The 15,686-nt window shown below is 57.0% G+C and carries 9 protein-coding genes and 5 pseudogenes; 10 read left to right on the forward strand and 4 right to left on the reverse strand.

The features are described 5' to 3' along the window. Both OR16_RS46345 and OR16_RS46350 read left to right on the forward strand, forming a co-directional pair. Positions 1-248, forward strand: a pseudogene (locus OR16_RS46345) (class I SAM-dependent methyltransferase); the annotation flags it as partial. A 55-nt stretch (positions 249-303) separates the two neighbouring features. Further along, positions 304-931: pseudogene (locus OR16_RS46350) on the forward strand (IS21 family transposase); the annotation flags it as partial. 14 nt (positions 932-945) lie between these two features. Here OR16_RS46350 and OR16_RS25200 read toward each other — a convergent pair. Continuing rightward, positions 946-1,593: pseudogene (locus tag OR16_RS25200) on the reverse strand (sigma factor-like helix-turn-helix DNA-binding protein); the annotation flags it as partial. 286 nt (positions 1,594-1,879) lie between these two features. Here OR16_RS25200 and OR16_RS43045 point away from each other — a divergent pair. Further along, positions 1,880-2,083, forward strand: a pseudogene (locus OR16_RS43045) (IS3 family transposase); the annotation flags it as partial. Positions 2,084-2,872: 789 nt separating this feature from the next. On the opposite strand, the gene OR16_RS25210 reads toward OR16_RS43045, so the two are convergent. Further along, complete coding sequence (locus tag OR16_RS25210; protein ID WP_141639912.1) at positions 2,873-5,137, reverse strand: hypothetical protein; 2,265 nt, start codon at positions 5,135-5,137, stop codon at positions 2,873-2,875. Between the two features lie 88 nt (positions 5,138-5,225). Continuing rightward, complete coding sequence (locus OR16_RS25215) at positions 5,226-6,695, reverse strand: hypothetical protein (protein ID WP_006161057.1); 1,470 nt, start codon at positions 6,693-6,695, stop codon at positions 5,226-5,228. Positions 6,696-7,791: 1,096 nt separating this feature from the next. On the opposite strand from OR16_RS25215, the gene OR16_RS25220 reads away from it, so the two are divergent. Next, complete coding sequence (locus tag OR16_RS25220; protein ID WP_006161058.1) at positions 7,792-8,658, forward strand: hypothetical protein; 867 nt, start codon at positions 7,792-7,794, stop codon at positions 8,656-8,658. Positions 8,659-8,853: 195 nt separating this feature from the next. Here the strand turns inward: OR16_RS25220 and OR16_RS25225 are convergent, their stop codons facing one another. Further along, a complete protein-coding gene (locus OR16_RS25225) occupies positions 8,854-9,690 on the reverse strand; it encodes a symmetrical bis(5'-nucleosyl)-tetraphosphatase (RefSeq protein WP_043421027.1) in 837 nt (278 codons plus the stop codon). 252 nt (positions 9,691-9,942) lie between these two features. Between OR16_RS25225 and rfbB the strand changes: the two genes are divergently transcribed. The 6 genes and pseudogenes from rfbB (at position 9,943) to OR16_RS25255 (ending at position 15,496) form a co-directional block, all read left to right on the forward strand. Next, on the forward strand, positions 9,943-11,007 hold the full coding sequence (gene rfbB, locus OR16_RS25230; protein ID WP_006161060.1) for a dTDP-glucose 4,6-dehydratase: 1,065 nt from the start codon (positions 9,943-9,945) through the stop codon (positions 11,005-11,007). Further along, positions 10,997-11,914: a dTDP-4-dehydrorhamnose reductase gene (rfbD, locus tag OR16_RS25235; protein WP_006161061.1), complete on the forward strand. Its 918-nt coding sequence runs from the start codon at positions 10,997-10,999 to the stop codon at positions 11,912-11,914. The genes rfbB and rfbD overlap by 11 nt, the downstream gene beginning before the upstream one ends. A gap of 10 nt (positions 11,915-11,924) precedes the next feature. Continuing rightward, the gene (gene rfbA, locus OR16_RS25240; RefSeq protein WP_006161062.1) at positions 11,925-12,803 is read left to right on the forward strand and encodes a glucose-1-phosphate thymidylyltransferase RfbA; all 879 of its coding nucleotides are present in this window, start codon (positions 11,925-11,927) and stop codon (positions 12,801-12,803) included. Next, complete coding sequence (gene rfbC / locus OR16_RS25245; RefSeq protein ID WP_006161063.1) at positions 12,800-13,330, forward strand: dTDP-4-dehydrorhamnose 3,5-epimerase; 531 nt, start codon at positions 12,800-12,802, stop codon at positions 13,328-13,330. The genes rfbA and rfbC overlap by 4 nt, the downstream gene beginning before the upstream one ends. Continuing rightward, positions 13,300-14,346, forward strand: a pseudogene (locus OR16_RS25250) (nucleotide sugar dehydrogenase); the annotation flags it as partial. The gene rfbC and the pseudogene OR16_RS25250, both read left to right, overlap by 31 nt. Positions 14,347-14,365: 19 nt before the next feature. Continuing rightward, a complete protein-coding gene (locus tag OR16_RS25255) occupies positions 14,366-15,496 on the forward strand; it encodes an NAD-dependent epimerase/dehydratase family protein (protein WP_006161066.1) in 1,131 nt (376 codons plus the stop codon). Positions 15,497-15,686 lie beyond the last annotated feature (190 nt).

Raw genomic sequence — 15,686 nt, forward strand, 5'->3', positions numbered from 1 at the left:
GTCTGTCTGGCGTAGCAAGATCATTTCCGTCCCTACGCTTGTTCGGTAGTGAAATTTTTATCCCTGGCTTGCACTTCGCGGCGCCTCGTCTGCCAAACGTCGAGTTGATTCAGATGGATCCACGGCAACTGCCCTATTCAGAAGAATTTGATGTTATCGGCGCTTTTGAGCCCCGATGGTCGGTCAGACTCCCCCACCTGTGGTCACCTCAAACTCCCCCACCTGAAGGGGCGCTGGAAGTGATGTAGGCGCCCGGCAGGACGTTACCTTGTTCCCCTCGCATGAAGCAGAGGGGTTGCCGGAGTGAAGGTCTTGAAGCCACATCTACAGACCACCATTGCTACGCTGGTCGCGGCAGGCAAAGGCCAGCGGGAGATCGCCCGCATTACCGGGATCGATCGCAAGACGATTCGAGGATATCAAGAACGATTTGCCGCCGCCCAGGCAAACTCCCCCACGGTGACCTCCGGCTCTGGGGCGCAAATTCCCCCACCCCGACCGCCGACAAATAGCGGACACACGTTGTCGGCCTGCGCGCCGTATCAGGAATTTGTCCAAGCCCAGGTGCGTCTGAATCGCAACGCCACGGCCATCTACCAGGACCTGGTGGACCAGTTCGGCTTTGCCTCCAGCTACGAAAGCGTCAAGCGCTTCGTCAGGACCATGCGCCACCACGCGCCGGCGCAATTCGACCGGCTGGAATTCCTGCCCGGCGAGGAGGCGCAGGTCGACTACGGCGAAGGCGCTCCGACCCGGATGCCAGGCACGGACCGTTATCGCAAGCCGCGGCTGTTCGTGATGACGTTGCGCCATTCCCGGCACAGCTTCCGGCGTGTGGTGTGGGAATCGAGCCATCAGGTCTGGGCGGAACTGCATGAGCAGGCTTGGCGTTACTTTGGCGGCGTGCCCCAGTACGTGGTGCTGGATTTTGTTGCCGGCAACAAAATCGATGACCAGCAATTCGGGCACACCGCCGATGAACTCCATTGCGCAAACCATGCCTCCGATCCAGTCGGCAGTGGTTTGGCCGCGGGTGGCGCACGCGTAGGTGTAGTTCGACGCGCCCAGCACAGCGACGAAGATACTGGCCTCGAAGGAAGTGCCGCCTTCGCGGTTGAGAATCGGAACCATCGGGCCGGCGAAGTCCGCGAACAGCTTCTCGCCAGCATTGTGATGCTTGCGCATGGACCGCTTGAGCGTCGCTGCCCAGTCCCGGTAGCGACAGCAGAACTGTGTGTGCTGGTAGATTGGGACACGTGGATTCGCCTCCAGATATTCCTCCCACAGCAACTGCAACGTCACGCCCTTGCGGCGCAACTCGCGATGCAGATAGGCGAAGTCCGGCGTCACTCGGCCGCCTGGGCTGTTGGCCGGCTTCTGCGCGCCGAACAGCCGCTGCTCCAGGGCATCCTCGTCAAGACTGTCTGCCAGCGGCCAATCCAGTCCCGAAGCCTTCGCCATCGCCGCGTACTGCGAGACAGCGCCAACACTCACACCCGTCGCCCTGGCGATCTGCCGGTGCGACAGGCCACACGCCCACTTCAGGCGAAGCACTTCCTTAATCTTGCGCATGGTCATCCGGTTGGCCGGCATCAGCTTGCTTCCTTGCAAAAAAAGGAAACAGCGTATCGCCGGCGATCTAGCCCATGCGCAGTACCACCTTCAGCCCTTGATCGGCATCATTTCGGTGCATGATCGCCCGTTTCGGCTGCTTGATCACTTATTTCGGCAACGTGATCACTCCTTTCGGGATCGTGATCACCGATTTCGGCGTCACCGTCAAGTGATCACGTTCAGCCGAAACCGGCGATCATCTTCCGGCCGAAACAGGTGATCACGTTGCGCTGAAATCGCCGATCACGCGCCCCGAAATACGCACTTCGCCGATCTGGCCACGACGCGCACCTGGGCGGCGTATTTCGTCCACTGGTACAACGACGAGCATCGGCACAGCGGCATCCGCGATGTGAGCCCGGCGCAGCGTCACGCCGGCGAAGACGACAAGATTCTCGCCGCGCGCCATACGCTGTATGTTCAGGCCCGCGAGCGCAACCCACGTCGCTGGCCACGCCACACGCGAGACTGATCGCCGATCAGCACGGTCACGCTCAACCCCGAGCGCGAGATCGCGGTGCCCAGCAGCACCAAGCCAGACGCCGAAAAGCAGCGATTGGCTGCATGAATGAGGCGACAACTGTCTTGACGCGCGCCGGGATGGCAGGCAGCCGGGCCGAGCGAAGCGTCGCGCGGTGCTTTCAGGGGCGAGACAGGCAAACGGGGGCGCTGAGGCCTCCGGTGCAGAGGTAGATTCAGAACGGGTCGTCGAAGTCGTCTGACGATTCGTCTGGCTCGCCCGGGCCCGGGCTGCGTAGCAGCGGCGGCCCTGGTGCCCGTAGACGGCGTTGAACCACAGATAAATGTCCTCCAGTTCACGAAAGGGCTCGAGCATCGACACGCAAGTGCTGGGCAGGTGCGGCGTGCGACCGAACTGTCCAGCGATCACTGAGTCTCCCGACAGTGGCTGCGCTGGGTTGAGCCAGCCGAGGTCCTGAGCAACGCACCTGACGGCGGTGAGCTTCTTGCGACCCATCAACCCATCAGTCCGAGGCGCGCAATGTCGCGATCGGAATCGCCTTGCCGCATGCGGACAAGGACTTGGCGGTACTCAAACAATTCGAACCTCCGGTTGGTCATGGGCGCTCCGCTCACAAAGGAGCGAAGCGTACCTAGTTGGGAAAGTTCGAATCGCGTTCTGCTACACCGTGTAGGTGGTGGCGCCTATGCGCCGATCATAAAATGGCTCCTATACGGCGATCCGTGACACACGCCCTGACCCTCCATCCATGGGTCATTCGGGGGAAATAGACGCCGCTCATTTCGATAGCACGCCCTTCCGAGTGACGATCGGCAATATACGCCGAGCGGCAAACGGAACGACCAGTGCGGCGAGCGCAAGCAGCCAGAATACATGAGCGATCCAGGCGAATCTGGCATACGGTTCGAAGCGTAGTCGTACCTGACGGGCACCATCTGGAAGCACAGCACCCTGGAAGACATCATTCACCGGGCCGGTGGGAATAGCAACCCATCCGCGCGCGGTGAGTGCCTGCGCATGCCAGTCTGGATGATATTTCTGGCTTAGGACAAGGATTGACGCGACTCCTTCCGAAATATCAAAATGAAGCAGATCGCCTTGGTCGTCCGTCTTCGTCGCTTGTAGCCCGCTGCGTATAGCCGCGGGATCGATGCTAATGTCGCCCCCCGTGCGTACGGTGGTCTGCGATTTTGGAACTTGGAGGCAGCAGCCCATGCGCGACAAAACACGGTAGAGATGTGCATTGCCATAGTGGCCAACGTATTGGAGTGTCGACGTAGGTGGCAACTGAACAGGCGAGAGCACGACTCCTATATTGCTCATCCAGAACGCGATGCTGTTGAAATCGGGGTGTATTGCGTCATTCCAGCGTCCGAAGGCGCTTGCATCGCCGCCGAGTTCCTTAAGCAGTGTGCGGTAGCGCCGTGACGACAGGCTGTTGTAGCTATGGATTGACGATAGCCCGATGGCAGCGTTCAGGTTTGGCGGCAGCGATGCCAGTCCCGGACTCAGCACCGCATAGCGAGCGTCTAGCGGCAGATTGGTTCGCACCGCGTCCTCGAGTGGAGAGGATACGGCAATTTGCGAGATATCCTGATGAAGCATCAAGGGTGCGGCCGAATACACTAAGGTGATGGCAAGCGCAGCGCCGAGCAGGAGCGGGTGCGGGCGGAGGGCGACTCCCAGGAGCAAGACGATCACGGCCCCCGCCAGGAAAGCGGTCTGCCAGTCAACCTGAAGGCCGTTGCCGAAAGCAAAGGCGATTGAGCCGGCAAGGCCGGCCGCAGTACACATCGTTGCGGCAACAACTACCCACCTCGCTCCAGCAATGTGTCGATGACCAACAATCTGGTCTACACCATAGGCAACAACAACGGTAATGGGCAGTAGTGTGGTTCCGAGCGGCGTGCTGGGAGATAAGTTGAAACCGAGGTACTTGACGCCAAAAATATAGGCAGTCGGACTGAAAGTGAATACGCATACTATAGCAATCGCTAGCCACCATCCCCAGGTCTGTCGATAAGCCAGAAGCAGCCCGCAAATCGCAAAGAAAATGACAACCGGCGAAATGCTCAACCCGTCATACGGTAGTACAAAGGTGGGCAAAATTGGATTCCCGAGTATTTCCGGAAACAGCGTCAGAGTCAGGAAACGCGCGAGCTCCGTGGTCGTCTCGATTCGAGGGAGATACTGGCTGAAAAACGCCGCATCGGCTGAGATTCGTGTCGAATCAGCTGCGATCCGGAAGAGGTCAACGTGGATCGGTATGCAAAGCGCCACGCCAACGACACCGGCCGTGACCAGATCGATCACGAAGCGTCCAGCCTGTCGTCCCCCACATCGGCGCCATAGTCGAAGTGCCAACGCCGAGCCATATCCGAGAAAAACGTAGACGTGAAAGACGACTGGTTGCGGGTATGCCGTTATCAGGAGGCTGTACACGCTAAAACCAAAAACGATCCACCCAAGTTTGTCCCGCCGACGGGCTAGCCGGGTCATCGCAAACAGTGCCGCAGCCGACCAGGTCCATACGGCGGGGAATATCGTGAACGTCAACCAGTACATGAAGACAGGAGACGCTCCCAGGCTGACTGCGGCGACTGTGCCGGAGGCAGGTGACAACTGTAGTTCCCGGCAGAGGAGCAATGCAAACAATCCTCCCAGGAAACAGGTGCTCAGGGACAGGATTGTGATAAATCGTTTGGGTTCATCTGTTAGCAGCGCGAGTATCGCGGATGGCGGGTACGCAGGGCTGAATCCTGAAAGCTGATACAGCGGGCGGCCAAGTTCATTCTTGTCGGTCCACAGGCTCAGCCACCCGGAGCGACGTCCGTGCAGCAGTACTTCCGTTTCTGGGACAAAGACGTTTGTATAGTCTGAGAACTTCCGGTTTTCAGGATGTGCTGGACTAACGGTGGCTGTAAGACCAAGTTCCTCCGTCTGCCTGTGTGGCGCAATGACTTCGCCAAGGCCCCAGTAGCGAAACGTGAGAACTGCAAAAAGGACCACATAGGCAAGCAGAGCGTAGCGATAGCCTCGCATATCCGAACTCTCAGATAAATTATATTCACAATCCGGCCGACTTCGTCACAGTTGGAGCAGAATCGCCGTACAGTCCAGTGCATTGCTTTTACGGCGCGGTACGAGGGGCGGGCCCGGTCTCCTTGCGCTTGTAGATCTGATAGGCCGACTCTTGCCTGTACCCTGTTACGGGCTCGAAATTCTCCAGAATGTACTGGTAAGTCAGGGGGTGAGTGCTGCGGAAACGTGTTTCATCCCGCCCGTCAATGGGGATGTCGATAATCAAGGCGAAACCCGGGGCGGCAGATTTGATGCGTTCAATTTCAGCTAGTTCAAAGGCTTCCTCCCGCGGGAACAGTGCATAGATATCCCACATCGGAGATTTTCGATTCAGTGCTGCATATGCGCCTGGCCAGAATGGCGTAACGAGGACGCTTTGCTTGCCAGGGGCAAACTGATCTGCAAGTTTGTTCAACATCGCCAGATCGTTGACAGCGCCTGGCTCTATCGCAAGCTTGCTCCCACCCACATCGGCGTTAATGCATTGCTGAGTTGCGTAGCACTGCCACCCAGGATGCACAGGAAGCATGACCAGTAAGCTTGCGCCGCATAGCAGAGTAGCAAACGGCCATTTGACTTTTGCTGGCTGGTTTGCCAGTAGCGCTAGGCTGCCAATTAGAAAGGGGAAAATACCCTGTGCCAAATGGACGGCGTCAGCCCTCGAATAGGCAGAGTGTGCGTAAGGCAGAGCCAGTAGGCTGGAGGCTACCAGCACCGGTGAGATCGGCTTGTTCCGCAGGCGCTGACAAATTGCCCAAACCACGCCGAGCATTCCAAATGCAACGATAGCTATGAAGAATAGCCCCAACAGGACACCACGCGCGGCCTCAATGGGAGGCACTTGCCCAAATGGGACACGCCAAGGCCAAGGCACACAGGGGATAGGAAGGGGAGGCGCATCCCCGCGTCGGGTAGCCAAATAGGCCATGGCGCCCAAGCTGCCCACTACGCCGTACACCCCATGATTCCTGCCAAAGACGGCGGCCAAGCCAACAATCAGGCCTAGCAGGAAGTACCGGCGACGGGACGGTTGCTGTACAAGTAGCGTGAGAGCGCCGATCAGTGCAATGGACGGCACAATATCGAACAGTTTGAACCAGGGGAACATCCAGACTGCAAGGGTGATTGTTCCAAGCACCAGTAAGATCTGTTTTGGCCTATCCGTGTTGAAGGACAGAAGTTTCAAGGCGATAAACAGACCAATAGCCTGAAAAACTGCGACCGCCTCCCGTAGTGCCAGGATGCCATTGTCACCGAGCAAGCCCATGATTGCCGCAGACCAGTAGTAGCGACCGGGATCGTAGGACATGAAATCGCGAAGAGGTACCTCGCCGACCATTACGCGTTGCGCGCCGTACCACAGGTAGCCCTCATCCCACAGTTCAAAGCCTTTGTGGCCTTGCCAGAGGAAGAGCGCTAGCACGGTTCCCGCTGCCAGCAACAGTATCTGGAGATCCTGTTTGAATTTCTTTTGTGACAGGTAATGCATCGTTAGCCAATTGATTCTAAGAATGTCCATGCGGGATTCCCGGGGGGGGGGAGGCTCCCGCTTCCACCCAAGTGCGACTCGGTGCATCAGCGCAACCCCAGACTGCCAAGCCCACCGAATTCTTCATGAAGCGTTGCAATGAGAATCCAGATGACTGCCGCGTCTCCTCTGCTCCTCGACAAGCCGTTCTGACGAGTGGGTGTCCCATTTGCCCCGCGATTGTACTGGCTCTTCGGCGGTGCGCCGAAATCGCGGTGCGGCTTCACTGCGAACGCAACAACGGTTGATGAACGAAAGTGTGCACAGGGGGGGGCGCCGTGTACCAAAGAGGCATTGGCAGGCGTTGCTGATGAAAGGTCGTGAGTGCTTGTTGGGGCTCGCCCTAAGTGTCGACTGTGTGGGCGCTAACGTCCCTATGTTTTGCGCTATATGGTGCTGCCCTGTTCACTGGGGCAGCCTTTCCGGCATAGGGGAGGCAGGCGCCAAATCTCGAGCCACGTGGTCAGCACGAAGTTCAGTGTGCTTGGTTGTCTACATGACGGGATGCCTACACGACTGTGGATGCGGCTGGCTCGGATTGCCTCGATTGGCTCTTCCGGCAGCAAAGATGGATAGGTCCTGGTGGTTTATCTAACAGGTGACAACACCCGGAACATTGTGACAATTGTTTCGCGAATGCTTATTTTGCATGGCCGGAGTTACACTTCGTCGAAACCGGGTTGCATGATATTGAGCTGGCGGACATATTTCTTACCGTCCTCCCTGCCCCAGAGTATGTTTGAGGTGTTGTGCGCCAACCAAGAATGTACATCCGATCGGGTGGGGCTTGAATGCTGTCATCTTAGGTTATTAATATCCGATTGACTAATTACTGCGCAGGCTATTTATGCAGGGAAGTGAGATAACGAAGAATCGGCAAGATTTCGTCGGCACTTTTCGTGCCGCATGTCTTTGGCTTCGAGAGCGTCGAATTCATTTATTGTTTTGCGTCCCGTTTGTCGCTTCTTTTTTGTTTTTATTTGTATTTTCGCTCAATTCTAATTATCAAAGTGAGGGTTTCTTAAAGGCGTTCAGAAAGCTAACTGAATATAATGCACAGAAATCGTCGTTTGCCGACGGAAATTCATTGTCGCGCTTCCTGGCATCCAATAATTTGAGCGATAATCCGACCGGGATCTATCTGGTCCGAGCCCTGCAGGACAGCTTCCTGCAGAAACATGTGCGAGTTGTGTTGCCATATTCAAAGGCGGATCTCAAATACATTGGCGATATCAAGAGCGCCGTCAATCCGGATATCCTGGGATTTTCCATTTCTTTCACTGGGTCGTCGCCTGCTGAGGCTGCGGCGAGGGTAAGGATGATGGGTGACTTTCTCAAAGATACGATGCTGCGCCAAGAACTCCTGGAAATTGTGCACGCCAAGGCCGCCGAATTCAAAGTCAAGAAGCAGGAGATCGATAATCAGCTGATTTTGAAGAAGTTGCAGCTTGACGAGGTGATTGGGAGGTTGAATGCCTTGCAGGGTATTGCGGATAAATATCCCGCAGCCTCCAGGCTTGGGTACAGGCAGTTTCTCTCTTCTGACTCCGATGGCTCGAAATTTCTGTCTCCGGTAATACAGCTTGTTGGTGCCGAATCGGAGATTGTTGGGCTTCGAGCGGAACTTGTTTCACTTGAGCGTGAGGCCGCGCAAAATAAGCTGCGTGGAGAATTTTTCTCGCGTGCGGAGGTGCTAGGCAGATTGCCAAAAGCGGGTAAGACATTGCTCGCGGAATACTCGTTGCTGCAAAAAGAGGTCTTTGATAATGTAAGTCTGGAGGACGACAGTATCCGACAAGTATCCAATGACGTAGGCGTGATAGCCGAACAACTTCAAACCAAGCATCTTCTGAATACTAGATTTGTTTCCGGCCCGACAGTAGCGGATCATCGCTCGGGGCCGAATCTCTTCGTGCTTTTGTTTGTTTCTTTTTTTTTTTTGGGGCGACGTTGATCGTATGCCTGGGTCTGCTGTCATTGGACGGCATAAAGAGAACTGGCGCAGGAGAGTCGCGCGGGAGTTTTTGAGGCGTCAGAATAGATGCCATGCCGCGGGACTCAATGCGCCATTTTCAGCGCTCGCGAATTCCGTCGTGGCCCAGCCTTGAATTTGGGCAACCCCGTCACCAGTCGCTCCATGCCCACTTGCTTACGCAAGCGGATCGCACGATTGCGGGCAAGCAACCTGGACAACGGTACGTGCGAGAGGATCCGGAACGAGCCTCGCTGCCGTCAACCTCCCTCCCCAGACACAGCCCGTATCCAATGCCATCAAGTTGGGGCGCATCAGCAGGCCCAAGGTGGACCAGTGCCCGCAGACCACAGTCACGTTCTCCGTGCGTCGATAAGGCACGTCGAACCACGGCATGAAGCCGTCGGATGCATGACCAAGCCCATCCTTCGTCTTGAGATCCATTACCCTATCCACGGTGCAAAAGCGCAGGCGCGTGAGCGCGTTGACTACAACGCGATGGCGCTCGATACCGTGCAGGCGCGGATCCCATCGATTCGCGGTGTTCCCAAAGACTTCAGAAAGGAACGCCTTCCAGTTGCTGCCGCGCAATTCACTTTCGACCTCCTGAGCAAGTTCGAGAGTCTGTTCTGCGGTCCATTGAGGTAGGACGCCCGCATGCACGAGCAGAAAACCGTTCTCGAAGAGGGCTAGCGGCCTGTGACGAAGCCAGGTTATCAATGCGTCACAATCTGGCGCATCAAGGATATCGTTCAGCGTGTCGCTGCGGCTCGGTCTGCGCACGCCGGCGGCGACAGCGAGCAAATGAATGTCATGGTTGCCGAGAACGCTTTCGGCGCGGCTGCCTAGATCCCGAACAATCCGTAGTGTGCGGGCAGAGTCTGGTCCTCGATTGACGAGGTCGCCGACGAAGCGCAAATGGCTTGAAGGCGGTAGCCGCCTGGCAACGAGATCGTCAAGGGATTCTGGACAGCCCTGGAGGTCGCCGATAGCGTAATGAGATGTAATGAGCACAAATACCTATTTTCAAGCGTGACAGATCAGCTAAATTGATGTTTCACTACACGATTGTGCCTACAAATTTGTCAACGAGTTACATCAGGCTACAAAAAGATGGGGGGTGAAGGGTAGTCCCCGCCCCCGGTCAGCTAGAATACCGCCACTTCTGCAGGCACTTAAGATCCCGCCGTCCGCACAATGGACCAAGGCGGGCGCTCGGCATTGGTCGGGTTCTCGAAACATATCGATAAGCAGGGAGCAAAGGTTTTGTCTCATATTCTCGTTACGGGCGGCGCGGGGTTCATTGGCGCCAACTTTGTCCTGAACTGGCTAGGCAGGGAGGAGGCGGACAGCATTGTCAATGTGGACAAGCTGACTTACGCCGGCAACCTCGCGACGTTGGCCTCGCTGGAGGGCAACAACCGTCACGTTTTCTCGCAAACCGATATTGGAGACCGGGCAGCACTGGATCAGCTTTTCGTGGCCTACAAGCCACGTGCCGTGGTTCATTTCGCGGCCGAAAGCCACGTCGATCGATCGATTCACGGTCCAGCCGAGTTCATCCAGACTAATATCGTCGGCACCTTCACGCTGCTTGAAGCAGTCCGTGCGTATTGGGGCGGGCTCGGCGATGTTGCTCGCGCAGGCTTCCGCTTTCTCCATGTCTCCACAGATGAGGTGTTTGGCTCCCTCGGCTCGAATGACCCGCAGTTCTCGGAAACCACGGCCTACGCACCGAATAGTCCCTATTCGGCTTCCAAGGCTGCCTCCGATCATCTGGTGCGCGCCTATCACCACACCTATGGCTTGCCGGTTCTGACGACAAACTGTTCGAACAACTATGGACCCTATCACTTCCCGGAGAAGCTGATCCCCCTGATCATTGCCAACGCGCTCGGCGGCAAGACGCTGCCGATCTATGGCGACGGCCTGAATGTGCGTGATTGGTTGTATGTTGGTGATCACTGCGCTGCCATTCGCGAAGTACTTGCACGCGGCCAGGTGGGCGAGACATATAACGTTGGTGGTTGGAACGAGAAGACTAACCTGGACGTGGTGCACACGCTGTGCGACCTGCTCGACGAATTGCGCCCCAAGGCCGCCGGGTCGTACCGAGACCAGATCACCTTCGTAAAGGACCGCCCAGGTCACGATAAGCGCTATGCCATCGATGCTCGTAAGCTTGAGCGCGAACTAGGCTGGAAGCCCGCCGAATCGTTCGAGAGCGGGCTTCGCAAGACCGTCCAGTGGTATCTGGAAAACCAGCCTTGGGTGCAAAATGTGATGTCAGGGGCGTATAGAAACTGGGTTGCCAAGCAATATGACGCATAAGGCGCTTCCCATTCCCGCCCTTCTTGTAACTGGAAGCAACGGCCAGATTGGTTTCGAGTTGCGCCGCAGCTTGATGCCACTGGGCCGGGTGGTGGCACTGGATCGTGCTGCATGCGACCTGTCGCGTCCGGACGAGCTGCGCCGCGTTGTGCGCGAGCTGCGCCCCGACGTGATTATCAACTCGGCCGCGTATACTGCAGTGGACAGGGCCGAGACGGACGCTGATGCCGCCTACGCCATCAACGGCACTGCAGCAGGAGTGCTCGCTGAGGAGGCCAAGGCGCTGGGTAGCTTGCTTGTGCATTATTCCACCGACTATGTGTTCGACGGCAGCAAGGGCGCCGCTTACACGGAGACGGATGCAGCCAATCCTCAATCCGTCTATGGCAAGAGCAAGCTAGCGGGCGAGCAGGCTATTGCCGCCGCCGACTGCGCGGCACTCATCCTGCGCACCTGTTGGGTGGCAGGCGCCCATGGCGGCAACTTCGCCAAAACCATGCTTAAGCTAGGCCGCGAACGGGATAGCCTACGCGTGATCGCCGATCAGTTCGGCGCGCCTACAACCGCTGCACTGGTCGCAGATGTGACCGCGCAGATCGTGGCGCGTCACTGGCTGCACGGCCAGCGTGAAACGTTCTCCTCGGGTTTGTATCACTTGGCCGCCGCAGGCGAAACCACGTGGCACGGCTACGCAACCGAAGTGCTGCGCTATGCCTCGGCACGTGGCGTTGACCTGAAGGTGGATCTAACGCGTATCGAAGCGATTCCGGCTGCCGCCTACCCGTTGCCGGCGCCGCGTCCGGGGAACTCGCGCCTGGATACCAGCAAGCTGCGTCAAACCTTCGGCATCCATCTTCCAGATTGGTGGCAGGGTATGCAGCACCTGCTGGATCAAATTCTTCCCTAATTCATACACTATGCGCAAAGGCATTATTCTCGCGGGCGGCTCCGGCACCCGGCTATATCCGATCACCCGCTCGGTTTCCAAGCAACTGCTGCCGGTGTACGACAAGCCGATGATCTACTATCCGCTGTCCACGCTAATGTTGGCAGGGATTCGTGACATTTTAATTATCTCCACGCCGGAGGATACCCCGCGCTTTGCCGACATGCTCGGTGACGGCAGCAAATGGGGCATCAATCTGCAATATGCCGTGCAGCCCTCGCCAGACGGCCTGGCGCAAGCCTTCATCATCGGCCGCGACTTTGTTGGTAACGACCCGTCCACGCTGATTCTCGGTGATAACATTTTCCACGGCCACGATCTGGTGAGGCAACTGGAGCACGCGGGCACCCAGCAAAGTGGCGCAACAGTGTTTGCCTACCACGTGCTCGATCCAGAGCGTTATGGCGTGGTCGAGTTTGACGATAGCTTCCGAGCGCTTTCTCTTGAAGAGAAGCCTGTCAAGCCGCGCTCTCAGTACGCAGTTACCGGTTTGTATTTCTACGATAACCAGGTGTGCGATATCGCAGCGGACATCAAGCCGTCGGCGCGCGGGGAGTTGGAGATTACTGACGTCAACAAGCGCTATCTGGAGATGGCGCAGTTGAACGTGGAGATCATGGGGCGGGGCTACGCCTGGCTGGATACTGGCACACACGACTCCCTGCTGGAAGCAGCTACATTCATTGCGACCCTGCAGAACCGGCAGGGGCTAATGGTGGCGTGCCCGGAGGAAATAGCCTATCGCAGCAAGTGGATCAGCGCCGATCAAGTTGCGCAATTGGCTGCGCCGCTCTCCAAGAACGGGTACGGCCAGTACCTGCAGCAGATCATTTCGAAAGCGATCAAATGAGCTTGAACGTCATTCGTACAAACCTCCCCGAGGTGCTGATCATCGAACCCAAAGTGTTCGGGGATTCGCGCGGCTTCTTCTTCGAGAGTTTCAATCAGAAGGCCTTTTCCGACGCGACTGGGCTTAACCTGAGTTTTGTGCAGGACAACCACAGCAGGAGCAGCAAAGGCGTGCTTCGTGGCTTGCATTACCAAGTTCAGCAGCCGCAAGGCAAATTAGTGCGCGTGGTGCGAGGGGCTGTGTTTGACGTGGCGGTGGATATCCGCAAGCATTCGCCCACGTTTGGAAATTGGGCGGCCGTTGAGTTGACGGAGGACAACCACAAGCAATTCTGGATTCCACCGGGATTCGCGCACGGTTTTGTTGCGCTGAGCGAATCGGCCGAATTCCTTTACAAGACCACTGACTACTACGCCCCGCAGCATGAGCGTTGCATTGCCTGGAACGATTCGGATATCGCCATCGAGTGGCCTGATCTTGGCGGTCCACCCGTGCTGTCTTCATTGTCACGGTACCTACCCCAGTAGATCAGGCCAACCGTCCCGACATGACTCCCCTTATCAAGGCCAGCGAAACCGTTGGTGCGGTCATGCCTCAAGGCGCCGTGGTGATCTATGAATCCACGGTATACCCAGGGGCCACCGAGGAAATGTGCGTACCGGTGCTCGAGAGAGTCAGCAGCAAGAAGTTCAACGTGGACTTTTACTGCGGCTATAGCCCTGAGCGTATCAATCCCGGCGATAAGGAACATCGCCTGCCCACAATCAGGAAAGTGACCAGCGGCAGCACCGTGCAAGTGGCTGAGGCTGTTGATCAACTCTACGGGCAGATTATTACCGCTGGCACCCACAAAGCCAGCAGCATCAAGGTTGCCGAAGCTGCCAAGGTCATAGAGAACACGCAGCGCGATGTCAACATCGCCCTGATGAACGAACTCAGCCTCATTTTCCATAAGCTAGGTATCGACACGCTGGAAGTGCTGCAAGCGGCTGGTACCAAGTGGAACTTCTTGCCGTTCCGCCCGGGTCTGGTAGGTGGCCATTGTATCGGTGTCGATCCTTACTACCTCACTCACAAGGCCCAGGAAGTGGGTTACCACCCGGAAGTGATTCTGGCGGGGCGCCGTATCAACGACAACATGGCGAGCCATGTCGCTGACGAAACGATCAAGCTGATGCTGCGCAAGAACTTTCCCGTGCTTGGCAGCAAAGTGCTGGTTCTCGGCCTCACGTTCAAGGAAAACTGCCCGGATGTGCGCAACACTAAGGTCGTCGATATCGTGCGTACCCTCCACGGCTACAACGCGAGCGTGGACGTATATGACCCATGGATCAATGTGGCCGATGCCGAGCATGAATACGGACTGAAGTGCCTGACTGAAATGCCGGCCCGCGGGCAGTACGCGGCCATTGTGCTGGCTGTGGGTCACCACCAGTTTGTTGCTCTGGGCGAGCAAGGTATCAAGGCTTTCGGTCAGCCCGGCTCCGTATTGTTTGACGTCAAGGGCATTCTGCCGCTGGGCGCGGCAGACGGCCGTCTGTAAAAGTCAGGACAGAAACAATATGACCGACCTCTCTCCTCAAACGAGTTCCTTCGAGCAACTCAAGCAGCGTCTGAGCAACGAATCACACACCTGGCTTGTGACAGGCGTTGCAGGCTTTATCGGTAGCAATTTGCTGGAGACATTGCTTCGGCTAAACCAGCGCGTCGTGGGTTTGGACAACTTTGCCACGGGGTATCGGCGCAATCTGGATGAAGTTCGAACGCTGGTGACACCGGGACAGTGGGCTGGCTTTCAGCTAGTCGAAGGCGACATCCGCAATCTGGATGACTGCCGCCGTGCCATGACCTTCGGCCGATCGGCCGGATCACCTGGCACGGATGCCTCGACCGCAAGCCAAGCCATTGCGGTCGAATACGTTCTCCATCAAGCAGCCTTGGGTTCCGTTCCCCGCAGTTTGGCGGACCCCATTTCCACTGACGCGACCAACATTACGGGTTTCCTGAACATGCTGGTGGCGGCGCGTGATGCCGGAGTGAGGAGCTTTACCTACGCGGCCAGCAGTAGCACGTATGGGGACCATCCGGGATTGCCAAAGGTGGAGGATCGCATCGGCAAGCCGTTGAGTCCATACGCCGTGACCAAATATGTCAACGAGCTCTATGCGGATGTGTTCGCGCGCTGCTACGGTTTCAATACCGTTGGCTTGCGATATTTCAACGTGTTTGGGCCCAGGCAGGATCCTAACGGTGCTTATGCCGCCGTTATTCCAAAATGGACGGCGTCGCTGCTAAAAGGCGAGGACGTCTACATCAATGGTGATGGCGAAACCAGTCGCGACTTCTGCTATGTTGCCAACGCCGTTCAGGCGAATTTGCTGGCCGCAACCGTGGAGAATCCGAGCGCCAGAAACCAGGTCTACAACGTCGCAGTTGGTGATCGCACGACCTTGAATGGCCTATTTGCCTCGCTTCGTGAAAATCTTTTGTCTGATGGCGTGAGTGCGGACGTACAACCGGTCTATCGCGACTTCCGCGCGGGGGATGTGCGTCATAGTCAAGCCGACGTGGGAAAAGCGCGCCAGTTGTTGGGGTATGAGCCCAGCCATCGAATTGGCGAGGGCCTGCGGGAAGCGATGGGTTGGTATATCAGGGAGCACAAGATAGATCCAGCTTCTGAGCCCGGAGCTTAGGCTTACGTAGTGCTGATGAGTGCTCCTAGTGCCATGAGTCAGTTTGTATCGAGCATCGTTGTTCCAAGAGCGTGGGCCGGTGCTGAGTAACCGGCAATCGTTAGTTCGGGATTTGATGATCCATCGGAAGCGTTGTGCACATATCCACTTTAATAAGCGTCGGGAGAGTTTTCCCTGCGTGCATATCCTC

This window comes from Cupriavidus basilensis OR16 (assembly GCF_000243095.1).
Classification (GTDB): Bacteria; Pseudomonadota; Gammaproteobacteria; order Burkholderiales; family Burkholderiaceae; genus Cupriavidus; species Cupriavidus basilensis_D.

What these genes read in the sequence shown, in the direction of transcription:
- OR16_RS25210 (WP_141639912.1), bottom strand. Translation starts at nt 5,137, where the DNA reads ATGCGAGGCTATCGCTACGCTCTGCTTGCCTATGTGGTCCTTTTTGCA.
- OR16_RS25215 (WP_006161057.1), bottom strand. Translation starts at nt 6,695, where the DNA reads ATGGACATTCTTAGAATCAATTGGCTAACGATGCATTACCTGTCACAA.
- rfbD (WP_006161061.1), top strand. Translation starts at nt 10,997, where the DNA reads ATGACGCATAAGGCGCTTCCCATTCCCGCCCTTCTTGTAACTGGAAGC.
- rfbA (WP_006161062.1), top strand. Translation starts at nt 11,925, where the DNA reads ATGCGCAAAGGCATTATTCTCGCGGGCGGCTCCGGCACCCGGCTATAT.
- rfbC (WP_006161063.1), top strand. Translation starts at nt 12,800, where the DNA reads ATGAGCTTGAACGTCATTCGTACAAACCTCCCCGAGGTGCTGATCATC.
- OR16_RS25255 (WP_006161066.1), top strand. Translation starts at nt 14,366, where the DNA reads ATGACCGACCTCTCTCCTCAAACGAGTTCCTTCGAGCAACTCAAGCAG.